The sequence below is a fragment of the Streptomyces amritsarensis genome (assembly GCF_001953875.1).
Classification (GTDB): domain Bacteria; phylum Actinomycetota; class Actinomycetes; order Streptomycetales; family Streptomycetaceae; genus Streptomyces; species Streptomyces amritsarensis.
In genome coordinates this window covers 71,641-90,922 of record NZ_MQUR01000020.1, presented here as the reverse complement: position 1 = coordinate 90,922, position 19,282 = coordinate 71,641, and the positions used below count along the sequence as shown (strand labels likewise).

17 protein-coding genes are annotated in these 19,282 nt (G+C 73.5%); 6 read left to right on the top strand and 11 right to left on the bottom strand.

The window, feature by feature from the left end; translation table 11 throughout:
- Positions 1 to 44: 44 nt before the first annotated feature.
- The 4 genes from AVW11_RS12030 to AVW11_RS12015 form a co-directional block, all read right to left on the bottom strand.
- The gene (locus AVW11_RS12030) at positions 45 to 1,799 is read right to left on the bottom strand and encodes an NAD+ synthase (protein WP_060178252.1); all 1,755 of its coding nucleotides are present in this window, start codon (positions 1,797 to 1,799) and stop codon (positions 45 to 47) included.
- A 129-nt stretch (positions 1,800 to 1,928) separates the two neighbouring features.
- Positions 1,929 to 3,203 (bottom strand): DUF4190 and DUF4352 domain-containing protein, encoded by a 1,275-nt coding sequence (locus tag AVW11_RS38950; protein WP_076043970.1) that lies wholly within the window; start codon positions 3,201 to 3,203, stop codon positions 1,929 to 1,931.
- 35 nt (positions 3,204 to 3,238) lie between these two features.
- Positions 3,239 to 4,897, bottom strand: coding sequence for a multicopper oxidase family protein (locus AVW11_RS12020; RefSeq protein ID WP_076043969.1), 1,659 nt, complete (start codon positions 4,895 to 4,897; stop codon positions 3,239 to 3,241).
- A gap of 278 nt (positions 4,898 to 5,175) precedes the next feature.
- Positions 5,176 to 5,547, bottom strand: coding sequence for a hypothetical protein (locus tag AVW11_RS12015; RefSeq protein ID WP_143568834.1), 372 nt, complete (start codon positions 5,545 to 5,547; stop codon positions 5,176 to 5,178).
- 75 nt (positions 5,548 to 5,622) lie between these two features.
- On the opposite strand from AVW11_RS12015, the gene AVW11_RS12010 reads away from it, so the two are divergent.
- Together AVW11_RS12010 and AVW11_RS12005 are read left to right on the top strand one after the other, a co-directional pair.
- Complete coding sequence (locus AVW11_RS12010; protein ID WP_060178248.1) at positions 5,623 to 6,324, top strand: DUF998 domain-containing protein; 702 nt, start codon at positions 5,623 to 5,625, stop codon at positions 6,322 to 6,324.
- Complete coding sequence (locus AVW11_RS12005; RefSeq protein WP_076043967.1) at positions 6,321 to 7,211, top strand: alpha/beta fold hydrolase; 891 nt, start codon at positions 6,321 to 6,323, stop codon at positions 7,209 to 7,211. The genes AVW11_RS12010 and AVW11_RS12005 overlap by 4 nt, the downstream gene beginning before the upstream one ends.
- Positions 7,212 to 7,288: 77 nt before the next feature.
- On the opposite strand, the gene AVW11_RS12000 is transcribed toward AVW11_RS12005, so the two are convergent.
- From AVW11_RS12000 to AVW11_RS11985, 4 genes are all read right to left on the bottom strand, one after another.
- On the bottom strand, positions 7,289 to 7,708 hold the full coding sequence (locus tag AVW11_RS12000) for a CBS domain-containing protein (protein WP_060178246.1): 420 nt from the start codon (positions 7,706 to 7,708) through the stop codon (positions 7,289 to 7,291).
- A 163-nt stretch (positions 7,709 to 7,871) separates the two neighbouring features.
- The gene (locus AVW11_RS11995; RefSeq protein ID WP_076043966.1) at positions 7,872 to 8,549 is read right to left on the bottom strand and encodes a DUF305 domain-containing protein; all 678 of its coding nucleotides are present in this window, start codon (positions 8,547 to 8,549) and stop codon (positions 7,872 to 7,874) included.
- Positions 8,546 to 9,178 carry a DUF3105 domain-containing protein gene (locus tag AVW11_RS11990; RefSeq protein ID WP_051700468.1) on the bottom strand — a complete coding sequence of 211 codons (633 nt, stop codon included), beginning with the start codon at positions 9,176 to 9,178 and terminating at the stop codon, positions 8,546 to 8,548. Before AVW11_RS11990 ends, AVW11_RS11995 begins: the two co-directional genes overlap by 4 nt.
- A 125-nt stretch (positions 9,179 to 9,303) precedes the next feature.
- Complete coding sequence (locus tag AVW11_RS11985) at positions 9,304 to 9,690, bottom strand: hypothetical protein (RefSeq protein ID WP_076043965.1); 387 nt, start codon at positions 9,688 to 9,690, stop codon at positions 9,304 to 9,306.
- A 172-nt stretch (positions 9,691 to 9,862) separates the two neighbouring features.
- Here AVW11_RS11985 and AVW11_RS11980 point away from each other — a divergent pair, with 172 nt between their 5' ends.
- On the top strand, positions 9,863 to 11,224 hold the full coding sequence (locus AVW11_RS11980; RefSeq protein WP_030037474.1) for a glutamine synthetase family protein: 1,362 nt from the start codon (positions 9,863 to 9,865) through the stop codon (positions 11,222 to 11,224).
- Positions 11,225 to 11,394: 170 nt separating this feature from the next.
- On the opposite strand, the gene AVW11_RS11975 is transcribed toward AVW11_RS11980, so the two are convergent.
- The gene (locus AVW11_RS11975) at positions 11,395 to 11,670 is read right to left on the bottom strand and encodes a hypothetical protein (RefSeq protein ID WP_060178244.1); all 276 of its coding nucleotides are present in this window, start codon (positions 11,668 to 11,670) and stop codon (positions 11,395 to 11,397) included.
- Positions 11,671 to 11,923: 253 nt separating this feature from the next.
- Here AVW11_RS11975 and AVW11_RS11970 point away from each other — a divergent pair, with 253 nt between their 5' ends.
- The gene (locus AVW11_RS11970; protein ID WP_076043964.1) at positions 11,924 to 12,739 is read left to right on the top strand and encodes an arylamine N-acetyltransferase family protein; all 816 of its coding nucleotides are present in this window, start codon (positions 11,924 to 11,926) and stop codon (positions 12,737 to 12,739) included.
- Positions 12,740 to 12,934: 195 nt separating this feature from the next.
- Complete coding sequence (locus AVW11_RS11965; RefSeq protein ID WP_225884719.1) at positions 12,935 to 13,189, top strand: hypothetical protein; 255 nt, start codon at positions 12,935 to 12,937, stop codon at positions 13,187 to 13,189.
- Between the two features lie 139 nt (positions 13,190 to 13,328).
- Here AVW11_RS11965 and AVW11_RS11960 read toward each other — a convergent pair whose 3' ends face one another.
- Complete coding sequence (locus AVW11_RS11960) at positions 13,329 to 15,389, bottom strand: PIG-L family deacetylase (protein ID WP_076043963.1); 2,061 nt, start codon at positions 15,387 to 15,389, stop codon at positions 13,329 to 13,331.
- Positions 15,390 to 15,637: 248 nt separating this feature from the next.
- Positions 15,638 to 17,650 carry a PIG-L family deacetylase gene (locus tag AVW11_RS11955; protein ID WP_076043962.1) on the bottom strand — a complete coding sequence of 671 codons (2,013 nt, stop codon included), beginning with the start codon at positions 17,648 to 17,650 and terminating at the stop codon, positions 15,638 to 15,640.
- An 852-nt stretch (positions 17,651 to 18,502) separates the two neighbouring features.
- Between AVW11_RS11955 and AVW11_RS11950 the strand changes: the two genes are divergently transcribed.
- The gene (locus AVW11_RS11950; RefSeq protein WP_076043961.1) at positions 18,503 to 19,183 is read left to right on the top strand and encodes a hypothetical protein; all 681 of its coding nucleotides are present in this window, start codon (positions 18,503 to 18,505) and stop codon (positions 19,181 to 19,183) included.
- The last annotated feature ends 99 nt before the right edge of the window (positions 19,184 to 19,282 follow it).

Here is a 19,282-nt window from a genome sequence, read left to right as displayed (position 1 = left end):
CGGCGGGGCCCCTCGGCGCTGCGGCGGGCCTGCCCGGCGGGCGCCTACGCCCGCTCGCGCCAGCCGTTGGTGATGGGCAGCCGGCGGTCCTTGCCGAAGCCCTTCGCGGAGATCTTCGTGCCCGGCGGGTACTGGCGGCGCTTGTACTCGGCCGTGTCGACCATCCGCAGGGTCTTCGCGACCAGCTCGGCGTCGAAGCCGGCCGCCACGATCTCCTCCAGCCCCTGGTCCCGGTCCACGTACAGGGCGAGGATCGCGTCGAGGACCGGGTAGTCCGGCAGCGAGTCGGTGTCCACCTGCCCGGGGCGCAGCTCGGCGCTCGGCGGTTTCACGATCGAGTTCTCCGGGATCGGCGGGGTCTCGCCGCGCTCGGCCGCGGCCCGGTTGCGGTACCGGGCGAGCCGGAAGACGTCGCTCTTGTAGACGTCCTTGATCGGGCCGTACGCGCCGACCGAGTCGCCGTACAGGGTGGAGTAGCCGACGGCCAGCTCCGACTTGTTGCCGGGGGCCATCACGATGTGGCCCTCCTGGTTGGAGACGGCCATCAGCATGGTGCCGCGCAGCCGGGACTGGAGGTTCTCCTCGGCCAGCCCGGTGAGGCCCAGCGAGCCCATGTACGCGTCGAACATGGGCTCGATCGGCACGGTCCGGAAGTTCAGGCCGGTGCGCTCGGCCAGGTCGGCCGCGTCGCCCTTGGAGTGGTCCGAGGAGTACTTCGAGGGCATCGAGATGCCGTACACGTTCTGCGCGCCGATCGCGTCGCAGGCGATGGCGGCGACGAGCGCGGAGTCGATGCCTCCGGAGAGTCCGACCAGGACGGAGCGGAATCCGTTCTTCTTCACGTACGCGCGCAGGCCCACGACCAGCGCGTCGTAGACCTCCTCGTCGTCGTCGAGCCGGTCGGCGTAGCCGCCGGTCACGACCGGTTCGTACGGCTCCACCGGCTCCTCGGACAGGATGACGCGGTCGATGCGCAGCCCGTCGTCGACCACTCCCTCGGGGGCGTCGGCGCGCGCGGCGGGCAGGTCGAGGTCGACCAGGACGCAGCCCTCGGAGAACTGCGGGGCGCGGGCGATGACCTCGCCGTCGGCGCCGACGACGATCGAGTCGCCGTCGAAGACCAGCTCGTCCTGCCCGCCGATCATCGCCAGGTAGGCGAGGGTGCAGCCGGCCTCCTGGGCCCGCTTCTGCACCAGTTCGAGGCGTACGTCGTCCTTGTTGCGCTCGTACGGGGAGGCGTTGATCGAGACCAGCAGCCCGGCTCCGGCGGAGCGGGTGGCCGGGACCCGGCCGCCCTCCTGCCAGAGGTCCTCGCAGATGGCCAGGGCCACGTCGACGCCGCGCACCCGGATCACCGGCTGCGTGTCGCCCGGCACGAAGTACCGGAACTCGTCGAACACGCCGTAGTTGGGGAGGTGGTGCTTGGCGAAGCGCAGCACCACCCGGCCGCGGTGCAGGACGGCCGCGGCGTTCTCCGGGGAGCCGGCCGGGCGCCCGAGGCGGGGCGTGGCCTTCTCGGTCCGGTCGAGGTAGCCGACGACGACCGGCAGTTCGCCGAGGCCCTCGGCGGCCAGCCGCTCCGCGAGGTCGCGCAGTGCGCCGCGGGAGGCCTCGACGAAGGAGCCGCGCAGGGCGAGGTCCTCGACGGGGTACCCGGTCAGCATCATCTCCGGGAACGCCACCAGGTGGGCGCCCTGCTCGGCGGAGTGCCGGGTCCAGTGCACGACCGAGTCGGCGTTCGCGGCGATGTTGCCGACGTGCGAGTCGATCTGATTCAGAGCGAGGCGTAGTTGAGGCACGGGGCCCAGTCTAATCGTCTTTCTGACGCGATGTCCTGGGCCCCGCCTGTTTCCCGGGGCCGCACGGCGTGCCGGGGCCTGCCGCGCGGCCGGTCGGGTGGCCGGTCGTGAGTCGGTCGGGAGGTCGCGTCAGCCGATGGGGCCCGCGTACTTCACGTCGTCGAGCAGGGTCCCGGCGGCGATGTCCGCGGTGATGCTGCCGGTCCCCTCGGGGATCTCGAACGCCACGACGCCGCTTGCGGATTCGCCGGGCAGGATCGATCCCTTGACCATCTTCGGGACGGTGCTGCCGCCGCCGGTGTCGAAGACCATCTCGGCGGTCATGCCCTTGTCGTCGCGGACGTTGGGGACGGCGTAGATGACCTCGTGCGGCGCGGTCGAGCCGTTGGTGATGGTGATCGTGATCTGGATCGCGTTCTTGACCTGCTCGCGGGCGATGATGCCCTTCGGTTCGTACTTCGTCGGCTTCGACAGGCTCACCTTGACCCCGTTCGGGTAGGTGTAGGTCTCGCCGAACGGCAGGGCGCTGGTCAGGCCGGGCACCTGGGAGGGCGAGGGTGAGGCCGGCGCGGACCCGGACGGCCAGGGCTCGCTGCTGGGGTACGGGCCGTCCAGCTCCGGATCGTAGTCGGCGAAGTCGTCGATGCCCGCCTCGATGCGGTCGGTGGTGCGTTCCATGACGGAGACGGTCAGGAAGAAGCCGCCGACGGAGGCGAGGATGCCCGCACCGGCGAGCACGGTGCCGATGACGGCCATCGACTTGTTCGGGGCGCCCTTGTTGGCGCGCACGATGGCGCCGATGCCCAGGCCGACACCGGTCACGGCGAGGATGCCGCCGAGCCAGAAGAGGAACGGCACGAAGGCGAGGACGACGCCGAAACCGCCGACGATCAGGGTGGCGACGGCCAGGCCGTTGGTGGACTCGCCGGCCTGCGGGTAGCCGCCGTACGGGGCCGCTGCATAGCCGGGAACGGGCTGCGCCCACGGGTCGGCGGGGCCGGCGGGCACCCCGGGGGCCCCGAACGGCGCGGCCGGTGCGGCGGGGGCCTGCGGGGCCGGGGTGGCCTGGGTGGGCGGGGCGAACGCCGAGGGGGCCGGGGCCGGTTCGGCGGTGGGCGCCTCGGCGGCCGACGCCGCTTCGGACGCCGCTTCCGGAGTGGCGGTTTCCGGAGTGGCGGTTTCCGGGGTCGCCTGCGCGGCCGCGGTTTCCGGGGCCGCAGCCGCCGGAGGTGTTTCCGGCGCGGGCGCTGAGTCCGGCGCGGAGGCGGGTTCGGGTGCCGCGGTCTTCTCGAGGGAGAGGGGCTGGGCGGGCGCCGGTATCGGCGCCGCCTCGGGGGCGGGCGTGCCCGCCGGTTCCGTCGGCGGGCCGGAGGGGGTGCTGGGCGGGTTCGGCGGGGTGGTCATACCGGCGGAAGCGTCCTTTGTCGCGGCTGTCGTGATCACAGCAAGAGTGCCATGCCGGTGGCGAACGCCCTTCCGAATTCCCGCCCGCCTCCCCGTGGGCCGGCCGGAGTCGGCTGGAGCTGGTAGCCGAGCACGGTCATCATCCCGGACTCCGAGTGGTAGACGTTGTGGCAGTGCGTCATCCACAGCCCCGGGTTGTCGGCGTCGAAGTCCGCCGTCAGCCGCCCGCCCGGCAGGACGATCGCGGTGTCCTTGCGCGCCCCGCCGGGCTCCGTGCCCAGGGCGAACGTGTGCCCGTGCAGGTGCACCGGATGCCACATCGGGGTCGCGTTGCGGAACTCCAGCCGGACCCGCTCGCCCGCCTTGACCGGATGCCGCTGGTCCGGCGTGTACGGGGCGCCGTCGAAGGCCCAGTCGTAGCGGGTCATGGAGCCGGTCAGGCGGATCTGCACCGTACGGTCCGGCTCCCTGGCCGCCAACACGGCCGGACCCGCGGCCCGCAGCGCGTCCGCCATCAGCGGCCGTGTCCCCAGCTCGGCCGGCCGGGTCGCCGCGGTGGGGGCCGTGCCCGTCCCCGTGCGCAGTACCGCGAGCGCCGAACCCTCCTTGCCCTCCGCCAGCGCGGTGAGCGGGAAGACCCCGTCCTGAGCGGTGACCAGGACGTCGTAGCGCTCGCCCATGCCCAGCAGCAGTGAACCCGTCGCGGCGTGTTCGACCGGGAAGCCGTCGGTGTGGGTGACCGTCAGCCGGTGGCCGCCGAGGGCGATCCGGAAGGCCGTGTCCCCGCCGGCGTTGACGATGCGCAGCCGGATCCGGTCCCCGGGGCGGGCGGTGAAGACGGACGGGTCCTCCGGCACCCGCCCGTTGACCAAGTAGTGCGGGTAGACGACGTCGCCCGCGTCCTTGCCGAGGATGTCGCTCTCGCCGCCCATGTGGACGTACTTGTGCCCGTGGGCGCCGCCCGCGGTCTGCGCGCTCATGCCCTTGCGGAGTTCGGCGAGGACGGCGTCGGGGGTGGCCCCGTCCACCCCGTCGATCCAGTCGTCGAGGACCACCACCCACTCCTTGTCGTAGGAGAGCGGCTCTCTGGGGTCCTCGACGATGAGCGGCGCGTACAGGCCGCGGTCCTGCTGGACCCCGGTGTGCGGGTGGAACCAGTACGTGCCCGGGTGCGTGACGGCGAACTCGTACGCGAAGGACCCGCCCGGGGCGATGTCCCGCTGGGTCAGCCCCGGGACCCCGTCCATGTCATTGCGCAGCGCGAGGCCGTGCCAGTGCAGGGAGGTGGCCTCGGGGAGGTTGTTGGCCAGGGTGAGGGCGAGGGTGCCGCCCGCGGTGGCGCGGACCTCCTGGCCCGGCAGCCGGTCGCCGTACGCCCAGGAGCGCACCGTGCGCCCGCCGCCGAGGTCGAGCGTGGCGGCGGTGGCGGTGACCTTGACCTCGGTGCGCGGGCCGGTGACTGCGCGGGCGGCCTCGGCGGCCCGGACCTCGGGCCCGGCCGGATCGACGTACCCCTCGGGCCCGTCGGCCTTCGGGCCGCCGTGCCGCATGGAGCCGTGGGCCGTGCGGGAGCCCGCGGCGGAGCCCGGGGAGCCGGCGGAGCCCGCCGGCCCGGAGCAGGCGGCGAGCAGCCCGGAGCCGGCGGCGGCCGCGGCGGCGCCGAGTACGGAGCGGCGGGTGGGGAGACAGGGCATGGGAGCACCTCGGGGTGTGGTGTGACGGGTTCACGGGCGCGGCCCGGCGGCGCCGCGCGGCGGACGCGGGCACGCCGCCGCGGCAGCGGTCCGGCGATGCGGTGCCGGTGCGGCGATGCGGTGCGGGCTACGGCGACAGGGGCGTGCCGACGGCAATGCGGCGGCGGTGCGGCCGCCGGGCCGCGGCGGCGGCTGCCGCGGCGGCGGTGGGGGCGGGCGCGGGGGACGGGCCACGGCGGTGGCCGACCGCCCCGGCAGGGTGACGCCGGGCCGCGGGCCTATATCCGCAGTACCGCCGGCCGGACGAGGAGACCACGGGCGGTCGCCGTGGCAGCGGCGTGGCAGCCGGCCCCGGGGCGGCCCGTTCCGGTCGCGGACAGCACGGCCCGGGCGGCCTGGTCCGGCTCCGCGGACGGTTCCTGGAGCGCCCCGCGCACGTGGGGCGGGGTGGCGGGGATGTGGTGAGCGCCACCGCGCCCCGCCGCACCGGAGGCCGCCGGCGAGGCAACGCACCGGCCCGAGGACACGTCCTCCATGGTGTGGGGCGCGGTGGGGCGGCCCGGGGACAGCAGGGTGAAGGCGCCCAGCAGCAGCGCGGCGAGCACCAGCAGCCGGGGCCCCGGGGCGGCTCGCCGAGCACTGCGCGTCATGGCCGGAACCCTACCCGGGGTGGGTATCCGATCGGCGGAGGACCGACCCCGAGCTTGATTAGGATTAGTCACACTATGTCCCCAGATGGGCTCTCTCCGCGCACCGCCTGGCCGGTCGCCCTCCTCATCGGCCTCGCCGGCGCGGCGTACACCGCGTGGGTGCTCGAAGTCGTCCTCTCCACGGGCCTGAACCCCATCCAGACGTACGTCAGCGAACTCGCCGCCCAGGACCAGCCGCTCGGCGGCCTCTTCCGGGCCACCGACTTCACCGCCGGGATGCTCGCCTTCGCCGGCGGCCTGCTGGCCCTGATACGGCTGCTGAAGTACACCGAGTCGCGTCGCCTCTGGGCGGTCGTCGGCTGGGCCGGGGTCACCCTCTTCGGCGCGGCCACCGCGGCCGACGCATGGCTCCCGCTGAGCTGCACGCCCACCGCGGACCCCGAATGCGCCGCCCGGGAGACCGCCGGGCTCGTCCCCGCCACCCACCAGGCCCATGCCGTCAGCAGCAGCCTCGCCATGACCGGGGCCCTGGTGGGTCTCGTGGCCCTGACCGTCGCGGCCCGCCGCTACGGCTGGTTCGCCCCGCTCGCCCGCTACGGCCCCGCGCTGGTCGTCATGGAACTGCTCGCCACCGCCTGGACCCTGTCCGCCATCGCGATGTTCACCGCCGGACGCGGCACCTGGGCACTCGGCGCCGGTCAGCGGCTCCAGGTGCTCCTCGTGGCAATCTGGCTGGGCCTGCTCGCCTACTCCGTCCACAAGGAACGCCGCACATGACCATGTTCCTCAACGTCGACGGGACGCCGCTGCACGTCGTCGTCGAGGGCCGGGGCCCCGTGTGCGTACTCAGCGCCGGACTCGCCATGGCCTGGTTCGACTGGGACGCCGTCGCCGCGCTGCTCGTCGCCCAGGGCCGCACCGTCGTCCGCTTCGACCGGCCCGGCCACGGCCTGAGCGCCCCCGCCACCGCCCCGCCCACCACCGCCGGAGAGGCCCACCGGATCGCCGGCCTCCTCGACGCGCTGGGACACGGCGGGCCCGCGGCCGCCCCCGTCACCGTCGTCGGCCACTCGATCGCCGCTTTCCACACCGAGGCCTTCGCCCGCCTCCACCCGGAACGCACCGCCGCCCTGGTCCTCGTCGACGCCAGCGTCGAGGAGGACCCCCGTGCGGTCTTGCCCGCCGCGCTGCGCACCGGCGCCGCCCGCGCCCTCGGCCGGGCCGTGACCGCCGCCGGGCTGCCCGCCGCGCTGGGCCCCGCGGCCCGGCGTGCCACCGTACGGGCCTCCCGCACGGGCGGCGGCGACCCGGCCGCGCCGGACCTCGTACGCCGGTGCTACCGCACCGGGCGGGTCTGGCGCGGAGCCCTGCTGGAGAACTCCCGCTACCCGGACATGGCCGCCGAACTGGCGGCGCTGCGCCACACCCGCCCGCTGACCGCCCCCGCCACCGTCCTCGCCGGTCACGACGGCACGTCCGGCCGCGGCGCGCTGCGCTGGCTGGGACGCCAGGCCGACCTCGCCGACCGCCTCGGCGCCCGCTTCGACGTCGCCGAGCCCGCCGGGCACCTGGTCATGCTCGACCGCCCGGACCAGGTGGCCCGGGCGGTCGTGGAGACGAGCGAGCGGGGGCGGGGGGACGCCTCCGAAGGCCTGGCCGGCTGACGGCTGACCGTGCTGACGGGGCCGAGGAGGGCTGACGGGGCCGAGCGGGGCTGACGGGCCACGCGCTGCGGGCCCCGTCAGCGCCGGGCGTAGACCTTCTCGACGAAGCCCGCCAGCTGGTCCTCGGACAGGTGCTGGGCCAGGTCGGCCTCGCTGATCATGCCGACCAGCTTCTTGTCCTTGATCACGGGCAGCCGCTTGATCTGGTGGCTCTCCATCTCCTCCAGCACGGCGGACACGTCCGCGCCGGCGTCGATCCAGCGCGGAGTGCCCTTGGCCAGGTCCCCGCACGTCATCTTCGACGGGTCCAGACCCTTGGCCACGCAGTTCACGACGATGTCGCGGTCGGTGACGATGCCGCACAACCGCTCTTCGGCGTCGCTGATGGGCAGCGCACCCACGTTCAGCCGGGCCATCAGCTCGGCAGCCCGGTCGAGGGTCTCGTGCGCCGGGATCCACTGGGCCCCGGGGTGCATGATGTCTGCGGCGGTCGTCATGACGGAACCTCCTGAGCACGTGTACACGGCCGGGAGCGGGCGCACCCGGTCCGGCGTCCCCACCGGGATACGGCCGATCGGCCCACCCGGCGGCCCCCGAACGGCGGAGCACACGCCCGTACGGGTGAGAGGGCGCCTCCCCCCACCGTACGAGCGTGTCCCGTCACCCGCGCGGTGTGGCTCCGCGCTGCTCCAGCATGTCCGCCATGAGGGTGACCTCCGCGCGCTGCGCGTCGACCATGCCCTGCGCCAGCTGCCGCTCCACAGGCGTCACGCACTGCTGCGCGCACCCCTCGGCCATCGTCACGCCACCCTTGTGGTGGTCGGTCATCAGCTGGAGGAAGAGCACCTCCGCATCCCGCCCCGAGGCGGCACCCAGCTGCTCCAGCTCCTCCTTGGTGGCCATGCCGGGCATCAGCGCACCGGGCTTGGCGGGACCGTGCCCGGCATGACCGCCGTGGCCCGCCGAGCTCCCCATCCACGACATCGGCGGCTCGTCGGCCACCACCTTCGGCAGCCCCCACAGGTCCAGCCAGCCGAGCATCATGCCCCGCTGGTTGGCCTGGGTGTTGGCGATGTCGTAGGCGAGGGTGCGCACCGCCTCGTCCTGGGTGCGGTCGCGCACGATGAAGGACATCTCCACCGCCTGCTGGTGATGGACCGCCATGTCCCGTGCGAAGCCGGCGTCGGCGGAGTGCAGGCCCGGCGTACGGGGTGCGGGCGCCGGCCGGGCGGCGGAACCGCCGTTCGCGGCGGCGACCGTGGCCGCCGCCGCGAACAGCAGAGCCAGCAGGACGGCCGTGCCCGCGACCCAGTACGTACGGGGGATCGCGCGGCTCACTTGCCGGCCACCCCGCTGGTGCAGGCCGCGCCCGGCTCCGGCGTCTGCTCGCCCTGCACGTACTTGGTGAAGAACTGCGCCACCCGCGGGTCGTCCGCCGTGTCCACGGTCAGCTGCTTGCCCCACGCGCTGAGCATGATCGTCCCGGTCTGCTCCTTGACCGGGCTCATCAGCGTGTACGGGGTCTTGCCGACGGTCGCGGCGAGCTTGTCCACGTCGGCCGGGGCGGCCTTGTCGTTGTACGTCACCCAGACCGCGCCGTGCTCCAGCGAGTGGACGGCGTTCACCTCGGGCACCGGGGTCTTGTAGACGTCGCCGTTGCAGTTCATCCAGCGGGGGTGGTGGTCACCGCCGACCGGCGGGTTCATCTCGTACTTCACCGGCGTCTCGACATGGTTGCGGCCGAGCTTCTTCACGTCCCAGAGCTGCTCGCCCTCGACCGGCTTCTTGCGGATCTCCTCCGCCTCCTCGCGGAGCTTCTCCGCGGCAGCCGCCTTGCGCTGCTCCTCCTGCTTCTGCTCGATCAGCACCCAGGCGCCGAAACCGACGAGACCGACGACGACGGCCGACGAGACCGTGATCGCGATCGCCTTGTTGCGCCGCTCCCGAGCCTTCTCCACGCGGCGCATCTCGGCTATCCGCGCCTGGCGGGAGTTCGGGTCGGTGTGCTGGGGGGTCCTGCCGGACTTGCTGGCCATGTGCTCTGGTTCCTTCGTGTGATGAGGGGGGTGGGCGGAACGCAAAACCGGACCCGTCAGGTCCGCAGCACCTGGAGAACATGCAGGTCGGGGGCGCGTGCCAGCGCCTCGGGCGGCCGGATCCGCCCCACCGCCGCCGGCTGCGCGGCGGGCGGCGCGCCGCCGCCGGGCACGGTCACGGCGGGCGGCGGCACGGGCAGCACGGCCGCGGTCACGTGCGCGAGGGGAGTGCAACCGGGCAGGTCGTACGGGGACACGCAGACGGCATGCGCCGCACCGTGCGCCCGCGCCTCGGAGGCGGAGACGGAGGCGGAGTGCGACCCGCCCGGGCGGGCACAGAGGAACAGTGCGCCGGCCAGCGCTCCGAGGACCGCCAGCACGACGGCACGCCGGAGCGCGGAACGTCCCCGACGCCCCCGCTGCGCGTACTCCCGGCCCCCCATGGGCGCAGATGGTAATGCTCATGACCGGGCCGAGGTCAGTGCGGGGGTGCCGCGACCTTTCCCGGGTGCGTAATGTGGCGGAAACCACCACTGGCGATACTGGGTCGGCCCGAGTGCGCCGCGACCGGTCAGGCGGTGGTGCACAGGCCGTCTGAACTGCGAGGATGAAGGCATGGACAAGCAGCAGGAATTCGTCCTCCGGACGCTTGAGGAGCGCGACATCCGCTTCGTGCGCCTGTGGTTCACCGACGTACTGGGCTTCCTGAAGTCCGTCGCGGTCGCCCCGGCGGAGCTGGAGCAGGCCTTCGACGAGGGCATCGGCTTCGACGGCTCCGCCATCGAGGGCTTCGCACGGGTCTACGAGTCCGACATGATCGCCAAGCCGGATCCGGGCACGTTCCAGATACTGCCGTGGCGCGCCGAGGCCCCCGGGACCGCCCGGATGTTCTGCGACATCCTCATGCCGGACGGCTCCCCGTCCTTCGCGGACCCGCGCTACGTCCTCAAGCGCATCCTCGCCAAGACCTCCGACCTGGGCTTCACCTTCTACACCCACCCGGAGATCGAGTTCTTCCTGCTGAAGGACAAGCCGCTGGACGGCACCCGCCCGGTCCCGGCCGACAACTCCGGCTACTTCGACCACACCCCGCAGAACGTGGGCATGGACTTCCGCCGCCAGGCCATCACCATGCTCGAATCGATGGGCATCTCGGTGGAGTTCAGCCACCACGAGGGCGCCCCGGGCCAGCAGGAGATCGACCTGCGCTACGCCGACGCCCTCTCCACCGCCGACAACATCATGACCTTCCGCCTGGTCATGAAGCAGGTGGCCCTCGAACAGGGCGTCCAGGCCACCTTCATGCCGAAGCCGTTCTCGGAGTACCCCGGCTCGGGCATGCACACCCACCTCTCCCTCTTCGAGGGCGACCGCAACGCCTTCTACGAGTCGGGCGCCGAGTACCAGCTCTCGAAGGTCGGCCGCTCCTTCATCGCGGGCCTGCTGCGGCACGCCGCCGAGACGGCCGCGGTCACCAACCAGTGGGTCAACTCCTACAAGCGCATCTGGGGCGGCTCCTCGCGCAGCGCCGGCGCGGGCGGCGAGGCCCCCTCGTACATCTGCTGGGGCCACAACAACCGCTCGGCCCTGATCCGCGTCCCGATGTACAAGCCGGGCAAGATGGGCTCCTCCCGCATCGAGGTCCGCTCGATCGACTCGGGCGCCAACCCGTACCTGACGTACGCGGTCCTCCTGGCGGCCGGCCTCAAGGGCATCGAGGAGGGCTACGAACTCCCGGCGGGCGCCGACGACGACGTCTGGGCCCTCTCCGACGCCGAACGCCGCGCGATGGGCATCGAACCCCTCCCGCAGAACCTCGGCGAGGCCATCTCCCTGATGGAACGCAGCGAACTGGTCGCCGAAACCCTCGGCGAACACGTCTTCGACTTCTTCCTCCGCAACAAGAAGCAGGAGTGGGAGGAGTACCGCTCGGAGGTCACGGCCTTCGAACTCCGCAAGAACCTCCCGGTGCTCTAACCGCAGGTCACCGCCCCTGCGGGCCGCGCAACACTCCGGGCCGGTGGTCGTCGACCACCGGCCCGGAGCCGTCTCACTGCCCCTGGGCCGTCTGTGGGCCGTCGATGTGGTGCCTTGATGTTCTGGGGGCGCGGAGCGTACGGCGGAGATACTCTCCGGCCGACGCCTGCCTACAGGTAGATCGGATGCCAGCTCGACTTGTCGGGGCCGCTGGGAATGTGGTGCCACCCCGAGGGCCATACATCCTCGTTGGCCAGCAAATCCGGGATGTTCAGGGCGTTGACCGTGTACCCCTGGGATTCCAGAAAGCGCTTCAGGACCCCGCTCGGGTCCGCCTTCAGCTTTTCCCGTGATGCTTCATCGAGGTCGAGGGACATCTTGAAGACCTCAACCGTTTCCTCTCCCGCTTTGCTGACGGTACCGCGAATCTCAGCTTCTTCGGGCATGGCAGATTCCCCTCTGCGCCGGTGTTCGCTTCTGCCCGCCTTACGTGAGGGTGAGTGCATCGGCAACCCTGTGACGCGGGCCTAATCTCAGTGTGTGCCGAACCCAGACGCGCGCAACTGCCGGTGCTCATCTCCAGGTTCCCCATGGTCCTCATCCTTCGGTGCACACCGAAAATTCGTGATCGGTGATTCGGGCGGGGACTAGGTCCAAAGGCGCATGGTCTTCGGGGCGGCGGGTGGGGAGAGTGGGGGGATGGAACCTCTCGACGACGTCCGTACCAATGCCTATCTGCGCCGGCTGGGGGTGGTGCGGCCCCGGCGGGCCACGGGCGGCTCGCTGCGCGAGCTGCACCTGCGCCATCTGCGGACGGTGCCGTTCGAGAACCTGGCGATCCACCTCGGCGAGGACATCACGCTCACCCGGGACGCACTCTTCGACAAGATCGTGACCGCCGGGCGCGGTGGCATCTGCTACGAACTGAACGGTGCGTTCGCTCAGTTGCTGCGCGCACTCGGGCACCGGGTGGAGCTCCTCCAGGCGCGGGTGTACGGCAAGGACGGCGGGGTGGGGATCCCGTACGACCACCTCGCGCTGCGCGTCGACGGGCGCTGGCTCGCCGACGTGGGCTTCGGCGAGCACAGCGCGCACCCTCTCGACCTGGAGGAGCCGGGCGAGCAGAAGGATCCCTGCGGGGTGTTCCTCGTCAGGCCGGCCGCAGACGGTGCGGAGGGCGACCTCGACGTACTGCGCGACGGCGTGCCGGCCTACCGGCTGGAGACCCGGCCCCGGGTGCTCGCCGACTTCCGGCCCGGCGCCTGGTGGCACCGCACCAGCCCCGAGTCCGGTTTCACCAGGGGCCCGGTCTGCTCCCGGATCACCGAGGACGGCGGCCGGATCACCCTGCGGGACCGCACCCTCATCGCCACGTCGGCGGACGGCGACCGGACGGAGGAGGAGCTGACGACCGACGAGGAGGTGCGGGCGGCCTACCGCGCGGAGTTCGGCATCGTGCTCGACCGGCTGCCGGTGGCACTCCACCCCCGGACCCAGGTCGGGTCCGGGGCTTAGCGCCGGGCGCCCGCGGGAGGGCGGGATCTCGCGGACACGGCCCAGGGGGCGCGAACGGGGGGCGTGTGTTGTCGAAACGATACGGCGGCTGGCATTGGAGTGAACTGCCGTTCCCGGCGGTGCCCCGGAGCTGTTGGACCGGCCGACGCGCACATTCACCAGCGCGTCGTCGTTCCACAGATCCTTAGGGGAGTCATGCGTATTCGTTCTGCTGTCACCGCGTCCGTCCTGGCCGCCGGCATCCTGCTGGGCGGGGCCGGTGCGGCTCTGGCCAACGACGGGGTCGACATCGACTACTTCTCCGGCGGTCGCGCTGGCTACTCGTCGAACTGCTCCTCGCTCGCCGCGGTGCCCGCCAGCCGCCCGGCGTTCACGGGCCCGATCTACACCTCGAACTGTGTCGCGGACGGCGAGCTGGAGTGGGCGAAGGGCCACCACCTGGGCGCCTGACCCCGGTGCGGCGCCGCGGGGGCGGACCGACAGCGACGTCGGCCGCCCCCGCGGCGTTCCGGGCAGCCCGACGGGCGGCCGGGCCCCGCGGCGTTCCGGGCCCCGCGGCCTTCCGGGCACCCCGACGGGCGGCCGGGCGTCAGCGGACCGCGCGGTGCCAGGTGGGGCGGGCGGGGGTGGACGGGGTGGTGAAGGTGTGGAGTTCGGCGTCCAGGCCGAGGACCGTCGTGGTCGTCGTGCCGCCCGGTTCCATGACGGCCGCCGGGGCGCCCGCGAAGAGCATGCGGGATTCCGCCCAGGCCGGAGGGCCGCCGAGCCCGGAGGTGCTGACCGTGCCGCTGTCCGCGCGGCCCGCCACGTGGCGTCCCGCAGCGCCGACCGCGCCGTAGCCGGCCCGGCCGCCCGCCTCCGTGACGGAGGAGACCTGGGGCTTGGTCGCGGGCCCGGCGGTGACCACGGCGGTGCGCACCACCCCCGAGTCGGGCCGGCGGAAGTACAGGCGGACGCCCGCTCCGTCCGGGGAGGCCGTCAGCGGGACCGTGGTGGCCGGCAGGCCCGTGGGTGAGGGCCCGCGCAGCGGGCCGTCCGCGGACTCCTGGGTCCAGGCCAGTACCGAGGTCGTGGTCGTCGCGTACACGTGCCGCCGCCCGGCGGTGTCGACCGCCGTGACCGGGTCGCTCTGCAGGTCCTCGCCGCCGAGGCGCTGCCAGGGGGAGAAGCCGCCGTCGGGCTGCTGGACGACGGCGCGCAGCGTGCGGCGGGAGTCGCGCAGGTAGACGGTGAGGAGGCCCCGGGCGTCCACCGCGGCCGCGGGCGCGCTGATGGCCGAGGTGCCCTCGTCGTCGCCCTTCTCGGGGGTGCCGAGCGACTGCCACGCGCCGAACGCCCCGCCGGGCGAGACCTGGACGGCGTACACGACCTCGCGCCGGTAGTCCGCGGGGGCGGGACCGAGGACCGTGCGGGTGGCGAGGACGGCGACGCGGCCGTCGGGGAGCCGGGCGGCGGTCGCGCCGGGGTCGATGCCCGTGCCCGTGAGGAAGACCGGCTTCGCCCAGACGCCGGCGGTGTCGCGCCGCCAGTACGCCATGCGGCCGTCCAGCACGGTGAAGGCCCAGAGGGTGCCCGGTGTCCCCTCGGTCAGCCAGGACGCGTTGTCGGCGCGGGTGTAGCGCAGCGACTGGGCCCAGTTGCGTCCGGTCGGGTTGCCCGCGACCTTGCGGTCGCCGCAGCCCGAGGGGCTTCCGCAGTAGTCCTGGTGGTCCTGCCAGGCGTAGGTCCGCAGGTAGTCGGTCTTCGTCTCGGCCGTCTGCGGGTCCAGCGAGTGCGGGAGCGTGCTGTTGTGGTAGCCGAGGTAGCTCTGGACCGAGAAGTGCGGTCGCCGCTGGACCTGTTCGGCGTAGGCGGTGGTGGCGGCCTGCACGAAGCGGGCGCCGTACATGTGGTCCTGGTGGTCGGTGAAGCGGCCGTTCTCCCCGTACCGGCCGGGGGTGGGGTCCTGCATCCGTATCGTCGTGGGCCGGTAGTGCTCCAGTATCCCGGCTATCGCCCGTATCAGCTGGTCCTTCGTGTACGAGAAGCCCTGCTTGACCGGGGTCCCGGAGGTCAGCTGGGACTCCAGCGCGGGTATCCGGCCGTTCCACAGGCCGCGCAGGCTCTCGGGGGTGTCCTGGCCGGTGCTGCGGGCCTCGCGCAGCATCAGCCACACCAGGTTGACCTGCGGCTTCGCTATGAGTACGTCGACCTCGGCGCGGCCCCCGCCGGCGGTGTCCACGACCGTGCGCCGCCACGCGCTGGTGCGGTCGCCGGTGGCCATCTGGGCGTAGGCGGAGCGGATGCCGTTCTGCCGGGCCTCCGCGTAGTGGGCGCGGTCGGCGGGCTGTTCGGGATCCCTGGCCGCGTCGCCGTGCGCCTCGTTGCGGCCGTCGGACTCGCCCGAGGTGAGGTAGGCGGTGGTGACCTGGGTGCCGGAGCGCAGGGAGCGGCTGAGGTCGGGGTTCATGAAGAACAGGTCGTCGTCGGGGTGCGCGACGACCTGGACGACCGAGCCGGCGGTGACGCTGGCGGGCAGGACGACGGTCGGGTTCTTCCCCGGGGCGGCTCCGGCGGGGGTCTGCTGGCCGGAGGCCAGGGAGAGTACGCCGGTGGTGCCGGCTGTCAGCACGGTGAGCAGGGCCGCGAAGCGGCGACGGGTCAACGGCATCGGGCACGCCTTGGGTTCGTTCCGGGCAGGGAAATGACTGAGCAGTCAAAGAGAGTCCGAATCGGCGAACTTGGTTCACCGCAGCGGCCGATGACTCCTGCTGTCCGGAAAGTGCCTGCTGAGTGCCATCGAAGCGGAGGTGGTTCGTCCGCCACCGTCGGCCCGTCGGCCCGTCGGCTCGGTCTCCCCGTCCGTGCCTGGCCTGGCAGTCCGCGCCCCGTCCGTGCCCGGTGTCCGTGCCCGCCGTGCTAGGGAGCGGCGTTGCGCGGGCCCACCGGCTGCCACGGCGCCAGGTAGGCGTTCGGCGCGTCCGCCGACGAGGTCACGTACAGCCGCGCGTCGAGCCCCACCACCGCGAGACTGACCATGTTCCTCCCGGTCTTCGTGGAGGAGGGCGCGCCGACGAACATCAGCGGGGAGCGCCCCCACGGCCGGCCCGGACCGAGCTCCGAGCCGAGCTGTCCGCCCGCCGTGCGGCCCGCCAGCACGTGCCCGCTCGCCGTCACCGAGCCGAAGCCGTTCAGCCCGCCGAGGTCGGTCATGTTGTTGACCTTCAGGCCGTCGTCGGCCGTCATCAGGGCCGTACGGACGTTGCCCGAGCCGGGTTTGCGGAACCACAGCCGCACCCCGCCCTCGCGGCCCTGCGCGGTCAGCGGCAGCGTGGTGGCGGGCAGCCCGGTGGCCGTGGCCCGGCCGAGCGGGGCGCCCGGCTTCGGCTGCGCCCAGCCGACGACCGTCTTCGACGTCGCGGACAGGACCATGCGCCGCCCCGCGCCGTCGATCGCGGTGACCGGGGCGCCGTGCAGGTCCTCGCCGCCGTGGTTCTCCCAGGGCCCCCAGCCGCCGTCCGGCTGCTGCACCCGGCCGCGCAGGCTGTACGCGCCGTCGCGGACGTACGCCGCCAGCCGCCCGGTGCCGTCGACCGAGACGGCCGGTGCGCTGATGTCGGAGGTCCACGCCTCGTCCGCGGTCTCGGGGGTGCCGAGCGACTGCCACTCCCCGAACCCGTCCGCCCCGGGCTGCTTCTGGACCGCGTAGACGACCTCGCGCCGGTAGTCGGCTGGCCTGGCCCCGAAGGAGGTGCGGGTGCCGAAGACGGCGATGCGGCCGTCCTTCAGCGTCACGGCGCCGACGCCCGGATCCATTCCCGTGCCGGGCAGCAGGTCCGGGCCCCGCCAGGGGCCGACCGGGCCGGGCCGGTGCCAGACGGCGACCTGGCCGTCGAGCACCTTGAAGGCCCACAGGCCGTGGTCCGTGTCGGAGGTCAGCCAGTCGGTGCCGGTGCCGCGGGCGTAGTTGACGGTGTCCGTCCACCGGTTGCCCGCCGGGCGGTCGGCGACCTTGAGGTCACCGCAGCCGGCGTCGCTGCCGCAGTGGTTCTGCCGGTCGAGCCAGGCGTAGGTGTCGAGGCTGTCCAGTTTCTCCTTGGCCTCCTGCGGGTCCAGGGCGCTGGGGAGGGAGCCGTTGACGTAGCCGACGTAGTTCTGCACCGCAAAGTGCGGGCGGTCCGTCACGTCCTTCGCGTAGGCGGCCGCGGCCAGCTGCACGAAGCGGGCGCCGTAGAAGTGGTCCTGGTGGTCGGTGTACTGCTTGGTGTCCGGGTACCGGCCGGGGGTCGGGTCCTGGAAGCGGACGGTGGTCGGCCGGTACTGCTCCATGATGCCGACGAGGGTCTGGACGACCTGGTCCTTGGAGTACGCGAACCGCTGCTTGACGGGGGTCCCGGAGGAGAGCATCGACCCCAGTCGGGAGACCTTGCCGTCCCACAGGCCGTGCAGGCTCTCGGGTACGTCGGCGTAGCCGTGGCCGGCCTCGCGCAGCTGCAGCCAGACCAGGTTGACCTGGGGTTTGGCGACGAGGACGTCGACCTCCGCGTGGCCGCCGCCCTTCGTCGGGACGACGGTGCGCTGCCAGGCGCTGGTGCGGTCGCCGGTGGCCATCTTGGCGTAGGCGGCGCGGATGCCGTTCTGGCGGGCCTCGGCGTAGGCGGGCTTGTCGGGTCTGGTGGTGGCCCCCTTGGCGGCGGTGGCGTTGACGCCGTCGGCCTCGCCCGCGGTGAGGTACACGGAGGCCACGGGGTGGCCGGCGGACAGGGAGTAACGCAGGTCCGGATTCATGAAGTACAGATCGTCGTCGGGGTGCGCGACGATCTGGACGACGCGGCCCGGGTCGGATACGGCGCCGCCGACCGTCGGCGGCGCGGCGGTGGGGGTGTCGCCGGCCAGGCCGGCGAGGGCCTCGTGGCCGCGGAGCACGAGCATGCCGGTCGCGGCGAGGGCCGCGCAGAGGGCGACGGCCTTGACGAGGCCGGCCCACCGATGCCGCCGACCAGCCCCGCGCCCGGCGGCGGCCTGGGCAGGTCCTCGCCCGGCGGTGGCCTCGGCAACTCCTCGCCTGGCGGCGGCCTCGGCAGCCTCTCGCTTCGCGGCCGGCTGGGCAGCCCCGCGCCCGGCGGCGGCTTCGGCAGCTCCTCGGCTGGCGGCCGGCTGGGCAGGCCTTCGCCCGGCGGTGGCCTGGGCAGGTCCTCGCCTGGCGGCGGCCTCGGCAGCCTCTCGCTTCGCGGCCGGCTGGGCAGCCCCCCGCCCGGCGTCGGCTTCGGCAGCCCCGCGCCCGGCGGCGGCTTCGGCGGACCCGCGGCGGCGTCCACGCCGCCCACGCTGCCCTTGCGGTGCTGTCACTTCGGCTTCGGCTTCGGCTTTGCGGGTCGGGCGGGCGGCCCTGCGGCCGCTGGGTGGTTCCTGGGGTGCGGCGGATGACCGTGCCGGGCCGGCTGCGGTGTCGGGTCCGGTCTCCGCCTCGGCGGCCGGTCGTGCCGCCCGGCGGCCGCCGCTCGTTCCGGCGTCGGCTTTGCGGCCCCGCGCGCCCTTGCGGCCGCGGCGGGCCCTCCCCGCGGACTGGGGGCCGGCCGGGCCTTCGGCGGGCGACGCTGCGGGGCCGGCGGCTACGGGCTCGGCCTCGTCCTCGCGGGCGAGCCGGGCGGCCTCGCGCCCACGAGGGCCCGGGGGCTCTGCCGCGGTGGCTTCGGTCCGTCCGGCCGAAGCCGGCGGGCCGCCGTCGCCGAGGGCTGTCTCGGCCGCTCCGACCGGGACCCGCGGCTCCGGGATCGCTGCCGGGTGCGTCTGCTGCGTGTGCTGGGGCTCAACGGTGTGCTGTGCCTGCGGGGGCAGGAACGGCTGTTGGCCCGTTCGGCCCGGGTGCGGGTGGGGCAACTCCTGGGGCACGTAGAGGGGCTGAGCCTGCTGCCACAGGAAGGGCTGCTCGGCCTGCTGCGCCTGCGGCGGCGGGATGACCGGCTGCGCCGGGTGCGGCTGCTGGAACTCCTGCGCATGCTGCGCCTGTTGGGGCGCTGGGTGGGTCTGGTGCGCGTGCCGGGGCTCGTGGGCCTGCCAGGAGCCCCCGGCCGACTGCGCCTGCGGCAGAGGGAACTCCGGCTGCGCCGGGTGCGGCTGCTGGAAGCCGTACGCCCCCTCCGGCTCCCGGGGCTCGTGGATCCGCTGGATCTGCGGGCCATGGTGAAACTCACCTACGGGCTGCGGGTGTTGGTGCTGGTGGGGGAGGTGGGCCAGGTGGTACTGCTGGGGCTCCTGGCTCCACGCGTGACCTTGCTGCCCGTACTGCTGCCCGTACCGCTCCTGCGGCCCGTGCATCGGCCCCCGCCCGGGCGGCGGCGTCGCCGGGACACGGTCGCCCGCGGCGGGACCGGGGCGGGGGTATCCGTCGGGCATGGGGCTCCTCGTGGCCGGTCGGCGGGGAGCGGGCCCCATTCCGCCCTAAGTATTCGGATAATCCGATAATCCACGTCATGGTACGTCCCGGTGAGTCGAACGCCTGCTCCGGCTAGGCTCGCCCCAGGCAGGTCAGGGCAGTGCGACGCACAGCCAAGGCAGTGGCAG

What these genes read in the sequence shown, in the direction of transcription:
- AVW11_RS12015 (WP_143568834.1), bottom strand. Translation starts at nt 5,547, where the DNA reads ATGACGCGCAGTGCTCGGCGAGCCGCCCCGGGGCCCCGGCTGCTGGTG.
- AVW11_RS11985 (WP_076043965.1), bottom strand. Translation starts at nt 9,690, where the DNA reads ATGGGGGGCCGGGAGTACGCGCAGCGGGGGCGTCGGGGACGTTCCGCG.
- AVW11_RS11960 (WP_076043963.1), bottom strand. Translation starts at nt 15,389, where the DNA reads ATGCCGTTGACCCGTCGCCGCTTCGCGGCCCTGCTCACCGTGCTGACA.
- AVW11_RS11980 (WP_030037474.1), top strand. Translation starts at nt 9,863, where the DNA reads ATGGACAAGCAGCAGGAATTCGTCCTCCGGACGCTTGAGGAGCGCGAC.
- AVW11_RS38950 (WP_076043970.1), bottom strand. Translation starts at nt 3,203, where the DNA reads ATGACCACCCCGCCGAACCCGCCCAGCACCCCCTCCGGCCCGCCGACG.
- AVW11_RS11965 (WP_225884719.1), top strand. Translation starts at nt 12,935, where the DNA reads ATGCGTATTCGTTCTGCTGTCACCGCGTCCGTCCTGGCCGCCGGCATC.
- AVW11_RS12020 (WP_076043969.1), bottom strand. Translation starts at nt 4,897, where the DNA reads ATGCCCTGTCTCCCCACCCGCCGCTCCGTACTCGGCGCCGCCGCGGCC.
- AVW11_RS12005 (WP_076043967.1), top strand. Translation starts at nt 6,321, where the DNA reads ATGACCATGTTCCTCAACGTCGACGGGACGCCGCTGCACGTCGTCGTC.
- AVW11_RS12010 (WP_060178248.1), top strand. Translation starts at nt 5,623, where the DNA reads ATGTCCCCAGATGGGCTCTCTCCGCGCACCGCCTGGCCGGTCGCCCTC.
- AVW11_RS11990 (WP_051700468.1), bottom strand. Translation starts at nt 9,178, where the DNA reads ATGCGCCGCGTGGAGAAGGCTCGGGAGCGGCGCAACAAGGCGATCGCG.
- AVW11_RS11955 (WP_076043962.1), bottom strand. Translation starts at nt 17,650, where the DNA reads ATGCTCGTGCTCCGCGGCCACGAGGCCCTCGCCGGCCTGGCCGGCGAC.
- AVW11_RS11970 (WP_076043964.1), top strand. Translation starts at nt 11,924, where the DNA reads ATGGAACCTCTCGACGACGTCCGTACCAATGCCTATCTGCGCCGGCTG.
- AVW11_RS12000 (WP_060178246.1), bottom strand. Translation starts at nt 7,708, where the DNA reads ATGACGACCGCCGCAGACATCATGCACCCCGGGGCCCAGTGGATCCCG.
- AVW11_RS11975 (WP_060178244.1), bottom strand. Translation starts at nt 11,670, where the DNA reads ATGCCCGAAGAAGCTGAGATTCGCGGTACCGTCAGCAAAGCGGGAGAG.